This is a genomic window from Streptomyces sp. NPDC033136 (genome assembly GCF_055578235.1).
Genome location: NZ_JBVIPD010000015.1, coordinates 84,498 through 101,681, shown reverse-complemented (window position 1 = coordinate 101,681; position 17,184 = coordinate 84,498). Strand labels below are relative to the sequence as shown.

The following is a 17,184-nucleotide window of genomic DNA, read 5'->3' as shown; positions in this document are numbered from 1 at the left end:
GAGGGCAGACACGACCTGTCGGAGCCTCCGCATCGCCTCCAACGGGCGCCAGTCCCGAGGGCCACGACCGCTTTGACCAGCATCGAGGGGGAACTTCTCTTGACCAATACCAGCCTGATGTCGCGTTCCGTTCTGCGCCGTACGGCCATCGCCGTAGCCGGCCTCACCGCGACTGCGGTACTTGCCACCACGGGCACCGCCCATGCCGCACCCTCCAGCGCGCGGGCCTCCGCGCCTGTGTCGGCTGCGACGCAGACCGACGACACCCCGATGACCGACGAGCAGTTCTACGAGATCGCCGATGCCGAGATCGAGAAGTACCTGACGCTGCTCGAAAAGGTGCCGGACGACGTTCTGGCCCAGGGCGGCGACGCGACGATCGCATGGCTCGACGAGAACAGCGGACGGCAGGTCCAGGCCATGGGCTGGATCACCTGCACCGGTCTGATACTCGCGGCTGTCGGTGGCGCGTTGATTCCGGCCTCCAAGGTCGTCAAGGTGGCCAAGATCGTGAAGAAGTACGGCGTCAAGCGCGTCATCAACGCGATCAAGGGCGTTCGCAAGGGGAAGGGCAACACCCTCTCCCGGGACCTCAAGGACATCGCCCTCATCTTCCTCGGCGTGGACCAGATCAAGGAAGCCTGCACCTGACCTGCAAGAAGTGACAGCACCCTCCTGGCTCTGAGGATCTCCTTCAGGCCAGGAGGGTTTGCGTCGGCCATGTCCGGCTCTTGAGCCCGGTTCCCGACCCCGGTACACGGGGTCGGCCAACACCGCGCCCTGCCCGGCTTGGCGCTGAGGCGGGGCGCCTTATTGTCGCTGGGCACTTCCTACCCTCTAGCACTCCACACGCGGCACGGCCTGGGTACCGTCACCCGCCCACCCGTATAGCGGCCCTCACGGCGCAGATGCTCGTGCGCGCTGGACACCCGCTTCCCGATGGTGTCGGACTCCAGCTCGGCGAAGACCGCGATCACCTTCGCCATGGCCCGGCCCATGGACGACGTGAGGTCGAGCGGCTCCGTTGCCGACGCGAGCGCAACGCTCTGGTGCTCGGCGAGTCGCATGATCTCTGCGAAGTCGACCGTCGAGCGCGCAAGCCGGTCGATCTTGAAGAACACGATCACGTCCAGCTCGGCGAGCCTGGTCAGGATGCGTTGCAGTCCCGGCCGGTCGAGCCCGCGCGAGAAGCCTGTAGACATCGATGTCTTCCTCGGTCGCTGCAACCTCCCAGCCGCGTGCCTCGCAAGCCGCTCTCTGGCGCTCAGGAGAAGTCGTCTCGTCCGTTTCTCGCGATAGGCGAACATAGATAGCGGCGCGCATACCCGGCGCGCTGGCCGGAACGCCCTTCCGGCGCCGGGCACGGGGCATGGCCCGAGCCGTGGCAGGTGCACTGTCTGTCACGCTGGAGATTTCATCCGTGGAGGTATGTGTGTCCTGCCTAATCGTCCAGTCCGACAAGACACTGCTCCTGGAAGTCGACCACGAGCAGGCCGGCGACTGCCGTCGGGCCATCGCCCCGTTCGCGGAGCTGGAGCGGGCACCGGAGCACATCCACACCTACCGGGTGACCCCGCTGGGCCTGTGGAACGCCCGGGCTGCGGGCCATGACGCCGAGCAGGTCGTGGACGCGCTCGTGCAGTACAGCCGCTACCCGGTGCCGCACGCGCTGCTCGTCGACATCGCCGAGACGATGGACCGCTACGGGCGGCTCACCCTCTCCAAGCACCCGGCGCACGGTCTGGTCCTGACGACCACCGACCGTCCGGTGCTGGAGGAGGTCCTGAAGTCGAAGCGGATCGCGCCGCTGGTCGGCGCCCGGATCGACCCGGACACGGTGGCCGTGCACCCTTCCGAGCGGGGGCAGATCAAGCAGACGCTGCTGAAGCTGGGCTGGCCGGCCGAGGACCTCGCCGGGTACGTCGACGGCGAGGCGCACCAGATCGAGCTCGCCGAGGACGGCTGGGCGCTCAGGCCGTACCAGAAGCAGGCCGTGGAGAACTTCTGGCACGGCGGGTCGGGCGTCGTCGTCCTGCCCTGCGGTGCCGGGAAGACGCTGGTGGGCGCCGGGTCGATGGCCCAGGCGAAGTCGACCACCCTCATCCTCGTCACGAACACCGTCTCAGCGCGGCAGTGGAAGCACGAGCTGGTGAAGCGGACCTCGCTCACCGAGGACGAGATCGGCGAGTACAGCGGGACGAAGAAGGAGATCCGGCCCGTCACGATCGCCACGTACCAGGTGCTGACGACCAGGCGGAAGGGCGTCTACCCGCACCTGGAGCTGTTCGACTCGCGGGACTGGGGGCTGATCGTCTACGACGAGGTGCACCTGCTGCCCGCCCCGGTCTTCAAGTTCACCGCCGACCTCCAGGCGCGGCGGCGGCTCGGCCTGACGGCGACGCTGGTCCGTGAGGACGGCCGGGAGTCGGACGTGTTCTCCCTGATCGGCCCCAAGCGGTTCGACGCGCCGTGGAAGGAGATCGAGGCGCAGGGCTACATCGCGCCCGCCGACTGCGTCGAGGTCCGCGTCAACCTCACCGACTCCGAGCGGCTCGCGTACGCCACCGCCGAGACGGAGGAGAAGTACCGCTTCTGCGCGACGACCGCGACCAAGCGGAAGGTCACGGAGGCGATCGTCCGCCGCTTCGCCGGGCAGCAGATCCTCGTCATCGGCCAGTACATCGACCAGCTCGACGAACTGGGCGAGCACCTCGACGCGCCCGTGATCAAGGGCGAGACGTCCAACGCGCAGCGGGAGAAGCTCTTCGACGCCTTCCGCGAGGGCGAGATCAGCGTGCTCGTCGTGTCCAAGGTCGCGAACTTCTCGATCGACCTGCCGGAGGCGACGGTCGCGATCCAGGTCTCGGGCACCTTCGGTTCCCGCCAGGAGGAGGCCCAGCGCCTCGGCCGGGTCCTGCGCCCCAAGTCGGACGGCCACCAGGCGCACTTCTACTCCGTGGTCGCCCGGGACACCATCGACCAGGACTTCGCCGCCCACCGCCAGCGGTTCCTGGCGGAGCAGGGCTACGCGTACCGGATCATGGACGCGGACGAACTGCTGACGGAGAGCTGACGGCGCGCCCGGCGGGGGCCGGTCCGCCCACTTGCGGCGGGGCCGGTCCGCTCACTTGCGGCCGTGCCGATCCGCTCACTTGCGGCCGTGCCGATCCGCTTTCACTTGCGGCGGACCACGCCGACTTCCTCTCCGTACTGGCCGAGGATGACCACGTCGAAGGCGGCGCCCGCGAAGACCTTGACGGCGCGCAGGGCATCGCCGAGACGGTGGCGGTGGCTGCCTGTCACGGCGGTGGCGCCGGGCGGGCGGCCCGGTGCCGGGACGGGGGAGATGGTTGCTGCGCTCATACCTCCATGGTGCGGTTCGGCCCGTAAAGCCGGCGTCGGTCTCGGGGCCGAACTCCCCGGCGGTCGGCATACACCCCAGGGCCGACCCGTATCCCTGACGGAGAAGGTCGCGTCCCCTAGGGGATGGGCCGGGGGATGAGCGGCGGGGACGAGCCAGAGAGTGAGCCAGGGGGCGGGAAAACCGTTCGCGGTCGCCGCCCCCGTTCCTCTAGGATCTCCGCTCTTGCCCGCCTCCCTCACGGAGCGCCGCCGACCGGACGGAAACCGGCCGGTATCTCACCGCCCTTCCCTCAGCAGGTCCCTCCGGAGGCACCCCCTTGTCCACGCCCGTCGACGACCCGCTCTCCCGTGAGCGCTCCCACCTCTCCGCGTCCCGTTCCGCCCTGCGTGCCATGCGCGAGGACGTCGAGGCCCTCGACATCAGCGACGTCACCGCGAACTGGGTCAACGCGGAGGTGCTGGCTCACCAGATCGAGGAACGCATCAAGGCCCTGGCCGACCTCAGCGACACCCCGCTGTTCTTCGGCCGGCTCGACTACCTGCACGCTCCCGGCGCCGAGGAGGCCGAGGGCGCGGAGGGGGAACGCTTCTACATCGGGCGGCGGCATGTGCACGACCACGACGGCGACCCGATGGTCATCGACTGGCGCGCACCGGTCTCGCAGCCGTTCTACCGGGCCTCCAAGAAGAACCCGATGGACGTCGCGCTGCGCCGCCGCTTCGGCTACACCGGCGGCGACCTCACCGCGTACGAGGACGAGCACCTGTCCGATCCCGCCGAGGCGGCCCGGACCAGCAGACTTCTCCAGCAGGAGATCGAGCGGCCGCGTGTGGGCCCGATGCGGGACATCGTCGCGACGATCCAGCCGGAGCAGGACGAGATCGTGCGGTCCGGCCTGACCGGCACGGTGTGCGTGCAGGGCGGCCCGGGCACCGGGAAGACCGCCGTCGGCCTGCACCGGGTCGCCTACCTCCTCTACGCCCACCGCGAGCGCCTCGCCCGCACCGGCACGCTGGTCATCGGGCCGAACCGGTCCTTCCTGCACTACATCGAGCAGGTCCTGCCCGCGCTCGGCGAGCTGACGGTCCAGCAGGCCACCGTCGAGGACCTGGTCGCGCACGTCGAGATCAAGGGCGCGGACGAGGCGACGGCCGCGGTCGTCAAGGGCGACGCCCGCATGGCGCAGGTGCTGCGCCGGGCCCTCTACGCGCACGTCACGATGCCCACCGAGCCGGTCGTGGTCGTGCGCGGCTCCCGCCGCTGGCGCGTCCCGGCGTACGAACTGGAGGAGATCGTCCGCGAGTTGCTCGACCGCGACATCCGCTACGGCGCCGCCCGGGAGGCCCTGCCCCAGCGCATCGCGCACGCCGTGCTGGTGCAGATGGAGCGGTCGGGGGAGGCACCGGACGACCGGGTGCAGGACGCGGTGGCCCGCAACAGCGCGGTGAAGGCGGCGGTGAAGGCGGTCTGGCCGGCCGTCGACCCGGCGAAGCTGGTGCTGCGGCTGCTGTCGGACGCGGAGTTCCTCGCCGAGCACGCGGAGGGGATCCTCGACGAGGACGAGCGGAAGGCGATCCTCTGGTCGAAACCGGCGCGCAGCGTGAAGTCGGCCAGGTGGTCCGCCGCCGACGCCGTCCTGGTCGACGAGGCCACGGACCTGATCCAGCGCACGCACTCCCTCGGGCACGTCGTCCTCGACGAGGCGCAGGACCTCTCCCCCATGCAGTACCGGGCGGTCGGCCGCCGCTGCACCACCGGCAGTGCCACGGTCCTCGGCGACCTGGCGCAGGGCACGACCCCGTGGGCGACCCGGGGGTGGGAGGAGGCGCTCACCCACCTGGGCAAGCAGGACGCGGTGATCGAGGAGCTGACGGCCGGTTTCCGCGTACCGACGGACGTCATCACGTACGCCTCCCGGCTGCTCCCGCACATCGCCCCCGGCCTCACCCCGGTGGTGTCGATCCGCGAGAACCCGGGCCACTTCGAGGTCCGGCCGGTCTCCGGGGCGCCGGACGTGGTCGACGCCTGCCGCGCGTCCCTGCGCCACGAGGGCTCGACCGGCCTGATCGCGGCGGACGCCCGCGTCCCGGAGCTGGCCAGGGCCCTGACGGAGGCCGGGATCCCGTACCTCGCCCCCGGCGAGGAGACCACCCAGGAGACCCGCCTGACCCTGGTCCCGGCGTCCCTGGCGAAGGGCCTGGAGTACGACTACGTCGTCCTGGACGAGCCCCGGGCTGTGGTCGACGGCGAACCCGACGAACGGACCGGTCTGCGGCGCCTGTACGTGGCGCTGACGCGAGCGGTGTCGGGCTTGACGGTCACGCACGCGGCACCACTGCCGCCGCAGTTGATCGCCTAGCCGGGGAGACGTAAGGGGCTTCTGGTGGGGCCCCTGCTCGAGCGAAGCCGCGAACTTGGGGGAGGCACCCCGCGCCGTCGGGCTGCGCCCCCACCCGGCACCGGCCACAACGCAGGGCACCGATCAGGAACCGTCCACCGCGGCCCGCCACTGCGCGACCGCCTCCGCCGACACCGGCTCGGCCCATCCCCCCAGCCGAGCCGCCCCACCGATGTGAAAGCCGTCGACCCCGGCCTTCACCAACGTCGGCACATGATCGAGCCGCAACCCGCCCCCCACCAGCAACCGCTGCTCGTACCCCGGCTCCCCGGCCCGCCCGGCCTCCGCGAGCAGCACGGCCAGCCCGTCGTCGACCCCGTCCGCGGACCCGGCCGTCAGGTACGTGTCCAGCCCCGGCATGCCGTCCAGCTGCTTGCGCAGGGCGTCCCGGTCGGCGGCCCGGTCGATCGCGCGGTGGAACGTCCAGGGGCAGCCGTCCAGCACCCCCACGACCCGCTCCACCGCCGCCAGGTCGACCACACCGCCCGCGTCGAGGAACCCGAGCACGAACTCCTCCGCCCCGGCCTCCCGCAGCTCCGCCGCCACCCGGACCAGCCGGTCGATGTCCCCGGCCGCGAACCCGGCGGCGTGGCGCAGCATCACCCGCAGCGGGATGTCGACCGCCCGGCGGATCCCGGCGACGGTGGCGGCCGGCGGGGTGAGTCCGTCGGCCGCCATGTCGGTGACCAGCTCGAGGCGGTCCGCGCCTCCCGCCTGGGCGGCGACCGCGTCCTCGATGCCGAGGGCGATCACCTCCAGGACTGCACGCTTGCTCATGGGGCCCCTTCGTCGGCATGGCGTCGGCGTTCCGCGACAGGTCTAGTCCAATCACAGACTACGTTGCCCACTCGCGCCGAACCCCAAGCCCCGGGGCCACCGCCCGACCGAGGCTGCTCAGCCTCAGCCGAAGATGTTCAGCTCCTTCGCCTCCACCCCGGCCAGTTCGAACGACGGCACCCCGTCCCCGTCGACCGGCCGCCCCGTGTACAGCCGTACGAGGGTCGGCCCGTCCCCGATGAACCGGCCCGGGGGCCGCTCCCCGCCGCTCTCCCCCAGCCGCAGCGGCTCGTCCAGGTCGTCGAGGTCGGCGTGCAGCGGTACGTGCCCCCGCTCGCGGGTGAGCCGGGCAAGCAGCGCGAGCGCGTCCGGCAGCCCGGCCCCGCCGTACGCCCCCGGCTCCGCGAGCGCCTCGCGCACGTCACCGGCGTGCACCCACTCCCCGAGGGCGAGGCCGTCCAGCTTCCCGTCCGCCTCGGCGATCACCGGCCCGGCCTCGGTCATGCCGCGCTCCAGCTCGTCCACGACCCGCGCGTCGCTCCAGCCGGCCCGTTCGGCGATGTCCCGGTCGTTCGACTCGGGCGAGAACACGCCCGGCTCGAGCCTGCCCTCCGCCACCCGGGTCAGCGCGGCCGAGCAGTGCGCGAGCACATCCCGCACCATCCAGCCCGGACACGCGGGGACGGGCCGCGCGAAGTCCTCCCCGGCCCTGCCCCGCAGCAGCGGGATCAGCGCGTCACGCTCGATCGTCAGCAGCCGTCCCGGCTGCTCGGGGTCCCGTACGTCGTGCACATCAGCAGGAGTCGTCATGACCCCACGCTAGGCCCCCCGGCCCCGCCGGCGGGAGAATGCCCCCATGGCCGATCACGACACCCTGCGCACCCGCTTCACCCGCACCCTGGAAGCGGCCCGGGGCCCGGCTGCCGGGGGCCCGGACCCGGTGCCGTACGCCGACAGCCTGCTCACCCGCTGGCAGGAGCCCCAGCGCCGGTACCACACGGTCGAGCACCTGGCGGCGGTCCTCGACCACATCGACGTACTGGAACAGCACGCGCTGGACGCGGACGTGGTGCGCCTGGCCGCCTGGTTCCACGACGCGGTCTACCTCCCCGACCGCTCCGAGAACGAGGAGCGCTCCGCCCGCCTGGCCGAACGCGCCCTCGCGGAAGCCGGCCTCCCGGACGCCAAGACGGCCGAAGTGGCCCGCCTGGTCCGCCTCACCGTCACCCACGACCCCGCCGACGACGACCCCGACGGCCAGGTCCTGTGCGACGCCGACCTGGCGGTCCTCGCCTCGCCCCCGTCGGCGTACGCCGCGTACACCACCGCCGTCCGCGAGGAGTACCACTTCGTCCCCAGCGACGCCTTCCGCACGGGCCGCGCCGCGGTTCTGCGCCAACTCCTCGACCTCCCACGACTGTTCAGGACGCCGCACGGAGCGGCGCGCTGGGAGGCCACGGCCCGCTACAACCTCACCGCCGAGCTGGAAATGCTGTCGATCCCGCCCCACGATCCCTCATAGCCTGCCCCCATGTGGACAACGGGTACGGAACAGGTGGAACAGGCCGTCGCCGGGTGCGTGGGCGTGCTGGGGGCGGTCACCGGGCGGGACTGGGAAGGGGTCCGGGCCGGGCGGCTGGAGTGGAGCTGCCGGGAGGCGGCCGTGCACATCGCTGAGGACCTGATCGCGTACGCGGCGCGGTTGGCGGGGCGGGAGGCCGAGCGGTACACGCCCTTCGAGATGTCGCTGGAGGACGGCGCCGACAACGCGGATGCGCTGCGGGTGATCAGCACCATGGGTGCGCTGTTCGCCGCCGCGATCCGTACGACGCCGCGCGAGGTGCGGGCCTTCCATCCGTACCCGTTCCGCAGCGCGAACCGCGAGGGCTTCGCCGCGATGGGCGTAGCCGAGGTGCTGCTGCACACCCACGACATCGCCGAAGGGCTGGGGCTGGCGTACGAACCGGCCCCCGAGCTGTGCGACTTCGTGCTCACCCGGATCTTTCCGCACGTCCAGCCGGGCCCGACGCCCTGGCGGACGCTGCTGTGGGCCACCGGCCGCGGCGAGCTGCCCGGCCGGGCGCCCGTCACCGCGTGGCGCTGGAGCAACAACCACGTGATCGGGACCGACCGGCTCACCCTTCAGGGCGTCACCCCGGCGGCGGCCACCGATCTGTCCGCCGTAGGCGACGGCGGCTTCGAGTGGATCGAGGGCGGCCCGGCGGACGGCACCCGGGTGGGCGCCGGACTGATCTACAAGCAGTACGAGGACGGGGTCCACCTGCCGGAGTGGGGCATGTACGTGCTCGTCCGGCGCGAGGACGGCCGCGCGCTCGGCGCCATGGGGTTCCACGGCGTCCCCGATGGTGCGGGGCGGGTGGAGATCGGCTACGACCTGGTCGAGGGGGCCCGCGGGCAGGGGTATGCCACCGAGACGCTGCGCGCGCTGTCGGCGTGGGCGCTGAGCCGGGAGGACGTGCGGACCGTGGTCGCGAACGTCGAGCGGGGCAACGTGCCGTCGCAGAACGTGCTCGCCCGGGCCGGGTTCACGCAGGTCGCCGAGGACCCCGAGCGCCTGACCTACGAACTGGGCGAACCCGGCACCCGGTAGTACCTCTTGGGCCGGCGCAGCCCCGCCCCGTACAGCAGCCGCACCACCTCGCGGCTGCTCACCTCCACGGCACCGGCCGCCACCGCGTCGGCGTACCGCTGGGCGGGGATGTCGTAGTGGTCGCGTTCGAAGGCCCGGCGGGGCACGCCGAGGCGGGCGGCGAAGGCGTGGAGTTCGTCGTAGGAGACGTCGCTGACCAGGTGGGACCACAGGCGGCCGTGGCCCGGCCAGGCCGGCGGGTCGATGTAGATCGTCACCAGGGCCTCATGAGGACGACGGGCCGCCGATGGCCTCGCCCAGCGACCCCACCGCGGCGACCTTCACGCCCGCCTCGCCGCACACCCAGTGCGGGTCGGGCCCCAACTCCGGTTGCACATCCAGCGCGTGCGGGTCGCCGGTGCCGCACACCGGGCACAGCGGCCAGCGGCCGTACCGCTCCAGCAGGGCGTCCTGGACGTCCTGCGCGACCAGACCGGCGACGTACTGCGCCCCCTCCGGCCACTGCTCGACCCACCACCGCCGCTGCACGACGGACTCCTCGACCAGCGACACGACATCGGCCTCGGCGACGCGTCCCGCGACGAGGTCGGCCAGCACGAGGGCGCGTGCGGCGTGCAGCGCCTGCTCCAGGGGGCTGAGGGGATCCATGCCCCCATTGTGCGCACTCTTGACCGCGACGCCGAGCCGAAAATATCTTTCAGACGTGACCCGTGACGTGAAGGAAATTTTCGCGAGCGACCGCGGCGGCGGCCCGGGTGGCACGGGCGGCACCCCGCCCCCTCCCGCCGCCCTCGCGGCCAAGGTCCGCACACTGGCCCCGTCGATGACGCGCTCCATGCAGCGCGTCGCCGAGGCCGTCGCGGGCGACCCGGCCGGCTGCGCGGCCCTCACGGTCACCGGCCTCGCCGAGCTCACCGGCACCAGCGAGGCGACCGTCGTACGCACGGCCCGGCTGCTGGGCTATCCGGGTTACCGGGACCTGCGCCTGGCCCTCGCCGGCCTCGCCGCGCAGCAGCAGTCCGGCCGGGCCCCGGCCATCACGACGGACATCGCGGTGGACGACCCGATCGCCGACGTGGTCGCCAAGCTCGCCTACGACGAGCAGCAGACCCTCGCCGACACCGCCGCCGGACTCGACACCGTCCAGCTCGGCGCGGCCGTCACCGCGCTGACCGGCGCCCGGCGCACCGACGTGTACGGCGTCGGGGCGTCCGGTCTCGTCGCCCAGGACCTCACCCAGAAGCTCCTGCGCATAGGGCTGATGGCCCATGCCCACAGCGACCCGCACCTCGCCGTCACCAACGCCGTGCAACTGCGCGCGGGCGATGTCGCGATCGCCATCACGCATTCCGGCTCCACGGGCGACGTCATCGAGCCCCTGCGGGTCGCCTTCGAGCACGGCGCGACCACCGTGGCGATCACCGGCCGCCCGACCGGCCCGGTCACGCAGTACGCCGACCACGTCCTCACCACGTCCACCGCACGCGAGAGCGAGCTGCGCCCCGCGGCGATGTCGTCCCGGACCGGACAGCTCCTTGTGGTGGACTGCCTGTTCGTGGGGGTGGCGCAGCGGACGTACGAGACGGCGGCGCCGGCGCTCTCGGCGTCGTACGAGGCACTGGCCCACCGGCATCGTCCCTGAGCCGGCCTGCCCCGGCCAGCCCCGGCCAGCACTGAAAGACACGGAAAGAGCCGTCCATGACCTCCACCTCCGACCCCCGAGACCTGAGAACCGAGCTGGAGTCCCTCACCACCGAGGCCTTCCGGCCGGAGCTCGCGGACATCGACCGGCTGCCCACCCTCGACATCGCGCGGCTCATGAACGGCGAGGACGCCACCGTGGCCGGGGCGGTCGCGGCCCGGCTGCCCGAGATCGCCGCCGCGATCGACGCCGTGGCGGCCCGGATGGCCCGGGGCGGCCGTCTGGTCTACGCGGGCGCGGGCACGGCGGGCCGGCTGGGCGTCCTGGACGCCTCGGAATGCCCGCCCACCTTCAACACCGACCCGTCCCGGGTCGTCGGCCTGATCGCGGGCGGCCCGCAGGCCGTGGTCACCTCGGTCGAGGGCGCGGAGGACTCCGCGGAGCTGGCCCGGACCGACCTGGAGCCGCTCGGCCTGACCCCCGACGACACGGTGGTCGGCATCTCCGCCTCCGGCCGCACCCCGTACGCCCTCGGCGCGGTCGAGCACGCCCGCACCCGCCACTCCCTCACCATCGGCCTCGCCTGCAACCCCGGCAGCCCGCTCGCGGCCGCCGCCGACCACGGCATCGAGATCGTCGTCGGCCCCGAACTGCTCACCGGCTCCACCCGCCTGAAGGCCGGCACGGCACAGAAGCTCGTCCTCAACATGCTGTCGACGATCACGATGATCCGCCTCGGCAAGACCTTCGGGAACCTGATGGTCGACGTCCGCGCCTCCAACGACAAACTCCGCGCCCGCTCCCACCGCATCGTCGCCCTCGCCACCGGCGCCGACGACAAGGAGATCGAGCAGGCCCTCACCGCCACGGACGGCGAGGTGAAGAACGCGATCCTCACGATCCTGGCCGACGTGGACGGCCCGACGGCGGCCCGCCTGCTGGAGGAATCCGACGGGCACCTGCGGGCGGCCCTGGCGGCGACCGGCTGACCTGTCAGCAACTCAGGGCCTGCCCCGCCCATCCCGGTTCAACTGCCGCACCCGCGCCCGCAGCTCCTCACTCACCGGCAGCGAGCGGAGCACGTCGGTCGTGCTCGGCCGTCCGTACGTTGCACCGCCCCTGATCGACCAGGGCGAACGGCTCGTCACTCGCCCCCGTAACCGGGTCGACGCCAAGCGACGGCAGCACGACCCCGACTCCCCCGAGGGCTTCCCGCAGCGACTCCACGATCTCTTCGGTCGAGCGCACCTGTCCCTACCTCCACGCTGAGTTTGTGATTCACCACACAGCGTGGTCGCGCGGTGCCTAACCTGGGCATACACCGCGGTCCAACAACCTCATGTGTGCGACAGGGAGTTGCCCATGCCCGGATCCAGGGATCTCGACCCGTCCTCCAGCCCGCGAGCCCTCCTGGGCGCCGAACTCCGCCACGCCCGCGAGAAGGCCGGCCTCAGCCAGGAGGAACTGGGACAGCGGCTGTTCGTGAGCGGGTCGTTCATCGGGCAGTTGGAGGCGGGGACGCGGAGGTTGCAGCGGGAGTACGCGCGGTTGCTGGACGAGGTGCTGGGGACTGAGGACTTCTTCCAGCGGAACTGTGCGGCGGCGGCGAAGTCGAAGTACCGCGAGCACTTCGCGGAGGCCGCGGAGACGGAGACGGAGGCCACGGCCATCAGGGAGTACACCTCGATGCTGATCCCCGGATTGCTCCAGACACCTGCTTACGCACGAGCCGTCAGCCGCGCCTACCAGCCCTCAGCGGCAGAGGAGGCCATCGAGGCGCTGGTGACCGGTCGGATGGAGAGGGCGCGGATCCTCGGCGATCCAACAAAGCCTCTGTTGTGGACGGTGATTGACGAGGCCGCACTGCGCCGCGTGACGGGCGGGCCAGAGGTGATGACGGGGGCCCTGCGCCACCTCATCGGCTTGATCCGCCGGAACCGCGTCATCATTCAGGTGCTGCCGTTCGACGCAGGGGTGCGTCAGGGTGATGGACTTCGACGACGCCCCTCCGCTGGCCTACCTCGAAGGGGTCGACACCGGACAGCTGGAAGACGACCTCGCCACCGTCGCGCGTTACAGGCTCTACTTCGAGTTCCTCACGGCTTCGGCACTCTCGCCTGAGAAGTCTCTGGCTCTCCTTGAGGCGATGGCGCAGGATTACGGCCATGAGGAACACGCCTGAGTGGTACAAGTCCAGTTACAGCGGCGGCACCGGCGACAACTGCCTGGAAGTCACCCAGGCACTCCCTGATGTCATCCCCGTCCGCGACTCCAAGACTCCTCACGGCCCGAAGCTCGTGTTCCGGGCCACTGCCTGGACCGCGTTCGTCGAAAACCTCAAGGACAAGACGGCCTGAGCTTCGGGACCCGGGCTTCGAGCCCTCTTTTCAAGGATTGGGTGGAGGGCTTCAACCCACCCTCCCACCCGGCGAGTTGACGTGGAGCATCCGGCTTGCCACGGACAGTCACGTACGTCTAACGTTCCCTGCACAAAAGCAACAGCCCCCGCCAGGTGCGCCAACACCTGCGGGGGCTTACCAACGAGATCGAGAGACGTCGATCCCATGGATGAACCCAACTTTAGTGCTGCCTTCCCGTCCGCGCACCCCATGGCGGGCCCGGGTTACGGCAAACGCACCGCACCCAACCAACTCCCCGGCACGAACAACGACTTCGCACACCTCCCACCCCGCGAAGCCGCCATCGCCGCCTACCTCGACCGCCTCCCCGACGGCGCCGACATCTCGGTGAAGACGCTGGCCAAGCAGCTGCCGTACGGGCAGTGTGCTCTCGGCACCGCCCTCAACCGCATCCAGCAGGCGGGTCACCTGCGCCGGGGCCGGGAGTGCGTGACGGCCGACGACGGCAGCTCCCGCTGGATCACCCGAACGTGGTTCACCCGCACCGCCCGGGATGACGACTGGTGGGCCGCCTTCACCCGCGGCGACGTACCGAAGCAGGCAGCGCGCCCCACCCGCTCCCGCGCCCACATCCTCCTGGCCGCCCTCGGCCGGACGGCACCTGCCCTGTCCCTCTCCGAGACCGACTGCGCGACGCTCGCCCCGCTGGTGACGCCGTGGTTCGAGCGGGGCGCCTCGGAGGAGGACGTACTGCGCGCGCTCACGGCCGGCCTGCCGACCCCCGTCCACCACGCCGCCTCGCTGGTCCGCAAGCGCCTGACCAGCAAACTTCCGCCGCCACCCGCCCCACGTCCACCCCTGCGGGTGCTGGAGTGCGCGAACTGCGGCGCTCCGGGGCGCCCGGAGGCCCTACCGGGTGGGCGATGCAGCGCGTGCCGGGGTGAACGCGCCCCCGCCCACCTCAGTGCACCCCTCCCCGCCCCCACGGTCCAGGCCCGTGCGGCCGAAGTCCGCGCCGCGATCTCCCCACGACGCCAAGAGAAGGCACGCACATGACGGCACCTACGGTCCGACGTCACCAGCCCGGGGCACGATGGAGGGAAGGAGGCGACGCCATGACCCCAGAGACCGCTGACCGCCCGCAGATGGACGTCGAGGACTTCGACGAACTCGTTCGCAGGGCTCCGAGGGAGATCCGGAACAGGCTGGAGTTCCTGGGCGGGCGGCTGTGCATCCGGCACGGCCCGCTCGACGTGGACGAGTTCGAGGAGCTTGCCGCAGCAGCCCCCGAAACCGTGCGGCTGGAGTACATCAATGGAAAGGTCGAGGTCAAGGCCGTGCCGGACGGCAACCACCGCTCCATCTTCATGTGGCTGTTGCGCCAGTGCATGCAGCACCGCCCTGACCTGGATCTTGTACCCGAGTCAGGCGTCAAGGCCGAGGCCTACCGAAAGGGCCGCGCTCGCACGGACGGGACTCTCGTGCCGGTGGACCACTTCCGGGGCGACGGCGAGTGGTCCGCCCCCGACGGTTCCCTGATGGCCGTGGAGATCACCTCCCACGACCGCGACACCGACCAGCGCGACCGCATCGACAAGCCCATCGGCTACGCGGAGGCCGGAATCCCCGTCTACCTCCTCCTCGACCGCGACAACCACACCCTCACGGTCTTCAGCGAGCCGAAGGACGGCCGCTACCAGCGCATCTCCCCGCACCCCTGGGGCGCCACCGTCGAGCTCCCCGACCCCGTGAACATCACCCTGGACACCGAGAAGCTCAAGGACTACGCCGACTGACGACAATGGACCCATGAACCACGCCCAGCTCACCGCCCTAGGCCGTGCCCTCCGTCTCCTCGGTGAGCACGGGGAAGCCCTCACCTCCGACACCCCGGACGCCAAGCTGCACGAGGTCAAGGCCGACCTGAAGCGCGCCCTGGACCTGCTGGAGGAGAGCGTCTCGGCCGCCAAGCCCACCACACGCTGCGCCGAACATCCGCACGGCCCTCTCGACAAGTCCGCCCCCGACCTGTGCCTGCTGTGCGAGACCCGGCGCAGGGCGGCCCGCCGGAACGAGTTCAACGGACCCGCCCCGCACCACCCCCAGACCACCGAGCCCGTCCAGTCGCGGTACGGCGTGCGCGGCGACCGTCCCCAGCCCCAGCAGCGGTGGCTGGCGGAGCTGTGGAACGGCCAGACCTGGCAGCTGTGCGGCACCCCGCGCCGGGACCGCCGGGAGGCCGAGCTGTTCATCGCCGCCCAGCGCAAGGCCCCCCGGGCCGCCATGGCGTACCGGCTGGTGCACGAGTTCACCGACTACGAGGTGCTGCGGGTGTGGGGAACGCCGGTGAAGGTGGACATCGAGCCCATGGGCAACCTCTGACCGGCCGACCCACCGACCGGCCTCCGACCGGCCCGGCTCACAGCAGCGGCAGCGGGCGGAAGTCGTACCCCTCCCACAGACGCCGCGCCGTCTCCTCCGGGTAGGCCGTGACGACCGGCTCCGCGTCCAGCACCTGCACCAGCCGCCGCTCGTCGTCGTACGCCGGCCAGCCCGGGTCGCCCGACCGCGCGAAAGAGGTCCAGGACGCGCGGAAACGGGACGACAGCGACAGCGCCTCGGCGGACGGCTCCGCGCCCGCGAACAGCAGGGCGCCCAGGTCCGCGCCGTACGTGCCGAACAGCAGGGGGATGTCCAGGCCGTGGCAGGCGCCGAGCGCGCCGCCGTTGCCGGGGGCGGGCCAGGTCAGTTCGTAGACGTGGGCGCTGCCGCCGCCCGCGCGCTGGGCCCGGGCCAGGTGCAGGGAGGGCATGGCGAACAGCCAGTCCGTCTGGACACGTTCGTGGAGCTCGCTCGGGGAGGCGTCGGGGAAGGCGGTGCGGTAGGCCTGTTCGCCGTCGGGGCCGGGGGCGTAGAGGCGGAGGGCCGCGGTCGCCCGCTCCTCGGTGATCCGGCCCAGCTGCCCCGCCATGGCGACGAAGAGACGGTGCTCCTCGCGGTTGTGGCCGACGAGCAGGTCGATGTCCCGGGCCGCTCCCGACGTCAGCGCCTGCCAGGGGGACATCGGCAGGATCTCGCCGTCGACCACCGGGGAGAAGGGCGTGACCGTGGGTGCCGCCTGGCCCCAGCGGTCGGTGTACTGGACCATCTTGGTGCTCAGCGTCTCGCCCGCCGACGTCAGCAGGCGCGGGGGGATCGTCGCCAGGTCGGCGACCGTGGGGCGCAGGCCCACCTCGGCCGCGAGGGCGGCGCCGATGTCCCGGGCCAGTTCGCCGGAGAAGAAGGTCCCCGGCACGCTCTGTGCGATGGCCCGCCGGAACAGGCCGGTCGCGCGCGGCATGGCGAGCAGTGAGGCGATCGAGCCCGCGCCCGCGGACTCGCCGAAGACGGTGACCTGGCCGGGGTCGCCGCCGAACGCCTCGATGTTGTCCCGCACCCATTCCAGGGCCGCCACCTGGTCGAGCAGGCCGCGGTTGGCGGGTGCTCCCTCGATGGACGCGAAACCCTCCATGCCGACGCGGTAGTTGAGGGTGACGACCACGAGGTCGCCGTCGGCAGCGATGTGCCGGGCGTCGTAGCCGGGGCTGCCGGCGTGGCCGAGCTTGTAGGCGCCGCCGTAGATCCAGACCATCACCGGGCGCCGGGCGGCCGGGTCGGGGTCGGGGGTCCAGACGTTGACCGTGAGCCACTCGTCGCCCTCGGGTACGTCGATCAGGCCCGGCCCGCCCATCAGGCCGAGGTCCTGCGGGGGCGGCGGGCCGAAGGCGTACGCGTCCCGTATGCCGTCCCAGGCGTGGGCGGGGCGCGGGGCCTGGAAGCGGGCCTCGCCCACGGGTGGTGCGGCGAAGGGAACGCCCCGGAAGACGGCGAGCCCCTGCTCCTTCCGGCCCCGCACCGCACCGGCGGTGGTGCGCACCACCGGTGCGGACTCGGGCGGGCCGTCCGTGGGCGGGCGGGACTCGGTCGTCGTCATCTGGATCTCCTCGTGGATGCCGGTGAACAGGTGTTCAGGCAAGTGTCCTTGACCGGTGC

The 17,184-nt window shown here is 71.8% G+C and carries 18 protein-coding genes and 2 pseudogenes; 12 read left to right on the top strand and 8 right to left on the bottom strand.

What is annotated here, in order from left to right; all coding sequences use genetic code 11:
• Window positions 1-72: 72 nt before the first annotated feature.
• Window positions 73-651 carry a hypothetical protein gene (locus tag ACZ5TL_RS25845; protein WP_468592685.1) on the top strand — a complete coding sequence of 193 codons (579 nt, stop codon included), beginning with the start codon at window positions 73-75 and terminating at the stop codon, window positions 649-651.
• Between the two features lie 179 nt (window positions 652-830).
• On the opposite strand, the gene ACZ5TL_RS25840 is transcribed toward ACZ5TL_RS25845, so the two are convergent.
• Complete coding sequence (locus ACZ5TL_RS25840) at window positions 831-1,202, bottom strand: recombinase family protein (protein ID WP_468592684.1); 372 nt, start codon at window positions 1,200-1,202, stop codon at window positions 831-833.
• A 230-nt stretch (window positions 1,203-1,432) separates the two neighbouring features.
• Between ACZ5TL_RS25840 and ACZ5TL_RS25835 the strand changes: the two genes are divergently transcribed.
• A complete protein-coding gene (locus ACZ5TL_RS25835; RefSeq protein ID WP_468592683.1) occupies window positions 1,433-3,073 on the top strand; it encodes a DNA repair helicase XPB in 1,641 nt (546 codons plus the stop codon).
• Between the two features lie 101 nt (window positions 3,074-3,174).
• On the opposite strand, the gene ACZ5TL_RS25830 is transcribed toward ACZ5TL_RS25835, so the two are convergent.
• Window positions 3,175-3,363 carry a hypothetical protein gene (locus ACZ5TL_RS25830; protein WP_468592682.1) on the bottom strand — a complete coding sequence of 63 codons (189 nt, stop codon included), beginning with the start codon at window positions 3,361-3,363 and terminating at the stop codon, window positions 3,175-3,177.
• A gap of 317 nt (window positions 3,364-3,680) precedes the next feature.
• Here ACZ5TL_RS25830 and ACZ5TL_RS25825 point away from each other — a divergent pair, with 317 nt between their 5' ends.
• Window positions 3,681-5,723, top strand: coding sequence for a HelD family protein (locus ACZ5TL_RS25825; RefSeq protein WP_468592681.1), 2,043 nt, complete (start codon window positions 3,681-3,683; stop codon window positions 5,721-5,723).
• Window positions 5,724-5,846: 123 nt separating this feature from the next.
• Here ACZ5TL_RS25825 and ACZ5TL_RS25820 read toward each other — a convergent pair whose 3' ends face one another.
• Complete coding sequence (locus ACZ5TL_RS25820) at window positions 5,847-6,539, bottom strand: copper homeostasis protein CutC (RefSeq protein ID WP_468592680.1); 693 nt, start codon at window positions 6,537-6,539, stop codon at window positions 5,847-5,849.
• Window positions 6,540-6,662: 123 nt separating this feature from the next.
• Window positions 6,663-7,349 (bottom strand): maleylpyruvate isomerase family mycothiol-dependent enzyme, encoded by a 687-nt coding sequence (locus ACZ5TL_RS25815; RefSeq protein WP_468592679.1) that lies wholly within the window; start codon window positions 7,347-7,349, stop codon window positions 6,663-6,665.
• A gap of 46 nt (window positions 7,350-7,395) precedes the next feature.
• On the opposite strand from ACZ5TL_RS25815, the gene ACZ5TL_RS25810 reads away from it, so the two are divergent.
• Entirely contained in the window at window positions 7,396-8,061 is a 666-nt protein-coding gene (locus ACZ5TL_RS25810; protein ID WP_468592678.1) for an HD domain-containing protein, read from the top strand.
• A 33-nt stretch (window positions 8,062-8,094) separates the two neighbouring features.
• The gene (locus ACZ5TL_RS25805) at window positions 8,095-9,150 is read left to right on the top strand and encodes a GNAT family N-acetyltransferase (protein WP_468592784.1); all 1,056 of its coding nucleotides are present in this window, start codon (window positions 8,095-8,097) and stop codon (window positions 9,148-9,150) included.
• Here the strand turns inward: ACZ5TL_RS25805 and ACZ5TL_RS25800 are convergent.
• Window positions 9,120-9,407, bottom strand: coding sequence for a DUF4031 domain-containing protein (locus tag ACZ5TL_RS25800; protein ID WP_468592677.1), 288 nt, complete (start codon window positions 9,405-9,407; stop codon window positions 9,120-9,122). The two genes, ACZ5TL_RS25805 and ACZ5TL_RS25800, sit on opposite strands and share 31 nt — an antisense overlap.
• 7 nt (window positions 9,408-9,414) lie before the next feature.
• Entirely contained in the window at window positions 9,415-9,798 is a 384-nt protein-coding gene (locus ACZ5TL_RS25795; protein WP_468592675.1) for a hypothetical protein, read from the bottom strand.
• 55 nt (window positions 9,799-9,853) lie between these two features.
• On the opposite strand from ACZ5TL_RS25795, the gene ACZ5TL_RS25790 reads away from it, so the two are divergent.
• A complete protein-coding gene (locus ACZ5TL_RS25790) occupies window positions 9,854-10,792 on the top strand; it encodes a MurR/RpiR family transcriptional regulator (protein ID WP_468592673.1) in 939 nt (312 codons plus the stop codon).
• 56 nt (window positions 10,793-10,848) lie between these two features.
• Complete coding sequence (murQ, locus tag ACZ5TL_RS25785) at window positions 10,849-11,781, top strand: N-acetylmuramic acid 6-phosphate etherase (RefSeq protein WP_468592672.1); 933 nt, start codon at window positions 10,849-10,851, stop codon at window positions 11,779-11,781.
• Between the two features lie 70 nt (window positions 11,782-11,851).
• Here the strand turns inward: murQ and ACZ5TL_RS25780 are convergent.
• Window positions 11,852-12,040, bottom strand: a pseudogene (locus ACZ5TL_RS25780) (hypothetical protein); the annotation flags it as partial.
• 114 nt (window positions 12,041-12,154) lie between these two features.
• Here ACZ5TL_RS25780 and ACZ5TL_RS25775 point away from each other — a divergent pair.
• The 5 genes and pseudogenes from ACZ5TL_RS25775 to ACZ5TL_RS25755 all read left to right on the top strand — a co-directional run bounded on the left by ACZ5TL_RS25775 (window position 12,155) and on the right by ACZ5TL_RS25755 (window position 15,534).
• Window positions 12,155-12,974: pseudogene (locus tag ACZ5TL_RS25775) on the top strand (helix-turn-helix domain-containing protein).
• Window positions 12,958-13,149, top strand: a complete 192-nt coding sequence (locus ACZ5TL_RS25770; RefSeq protein WP_468592671.1) for a DUF397 domain-containing protein — start codon at window positions 12,958-12,960, stop codon at window positions 13,147-13,149. Before ACZ5TL_RS25775 ends, ACZ5TL_RS25770 begins: the two are co-directional and overlap by 17 nt.
• Before the next feature lie 252 nt (window positions 13,150-13,401).
• Window positions 13,402-14,208 carry a hypothetical protein gene (locus ACZ5TL_RS25765; RefSeq protein WP_468592670.1) on the top strand — a complete coding sequence of 269 codons (807 nt, stop codon included), beginning with the start codon at window positions 13,402-13,404 and terminating at the stop codon, window positions 14,206-14,208.
• Window positions 14,209-14,267: 59 nt separating this feature from the next.
• Complete coding sequence (locus ACZ5TL_RS25760) at window positions 14,268-14,948, top strand: Uma2 family endonuclease (RefSeq protein WP_468592668.1); 681 nt, start codon at window positions 14,268-14,270, stop codon at window positions 14,946-14,948.
• Window positions 14,949-14,961: 13 nt separating this feature from the next.
• Window positions 14,962-15,534, top strand: a complete 573-nt coding sequence (locus tag ACZ5TL_RS25755) for a hypothetical protein (RefSeq protein WP_468592667.1) — start codon at window positions 14,962-14,964, stop codon at window positions 15,532-15,534.
• A 37-nt stretch (window positions 15,535-15,571) separates the two neighbouring features.
• Here the strand turns inward: ACZ5TL_RS25755 and ACZ5TL_RS25750 are convergent, their stop codons facing one another.
• A complete protein-coding gene (locus tag ACZ5TL_RS25750; RefSeq protein WP_468592782.1) occupies window positions 15,572-17,125 on the bottom strand; it encodes a carboxylesterase/lipase family protein in 1,554 nt (517 codons plus the stop codon).
• Between the last annotated feature and the right edge of the window lie 59 nt (window positions 17,126-17,184).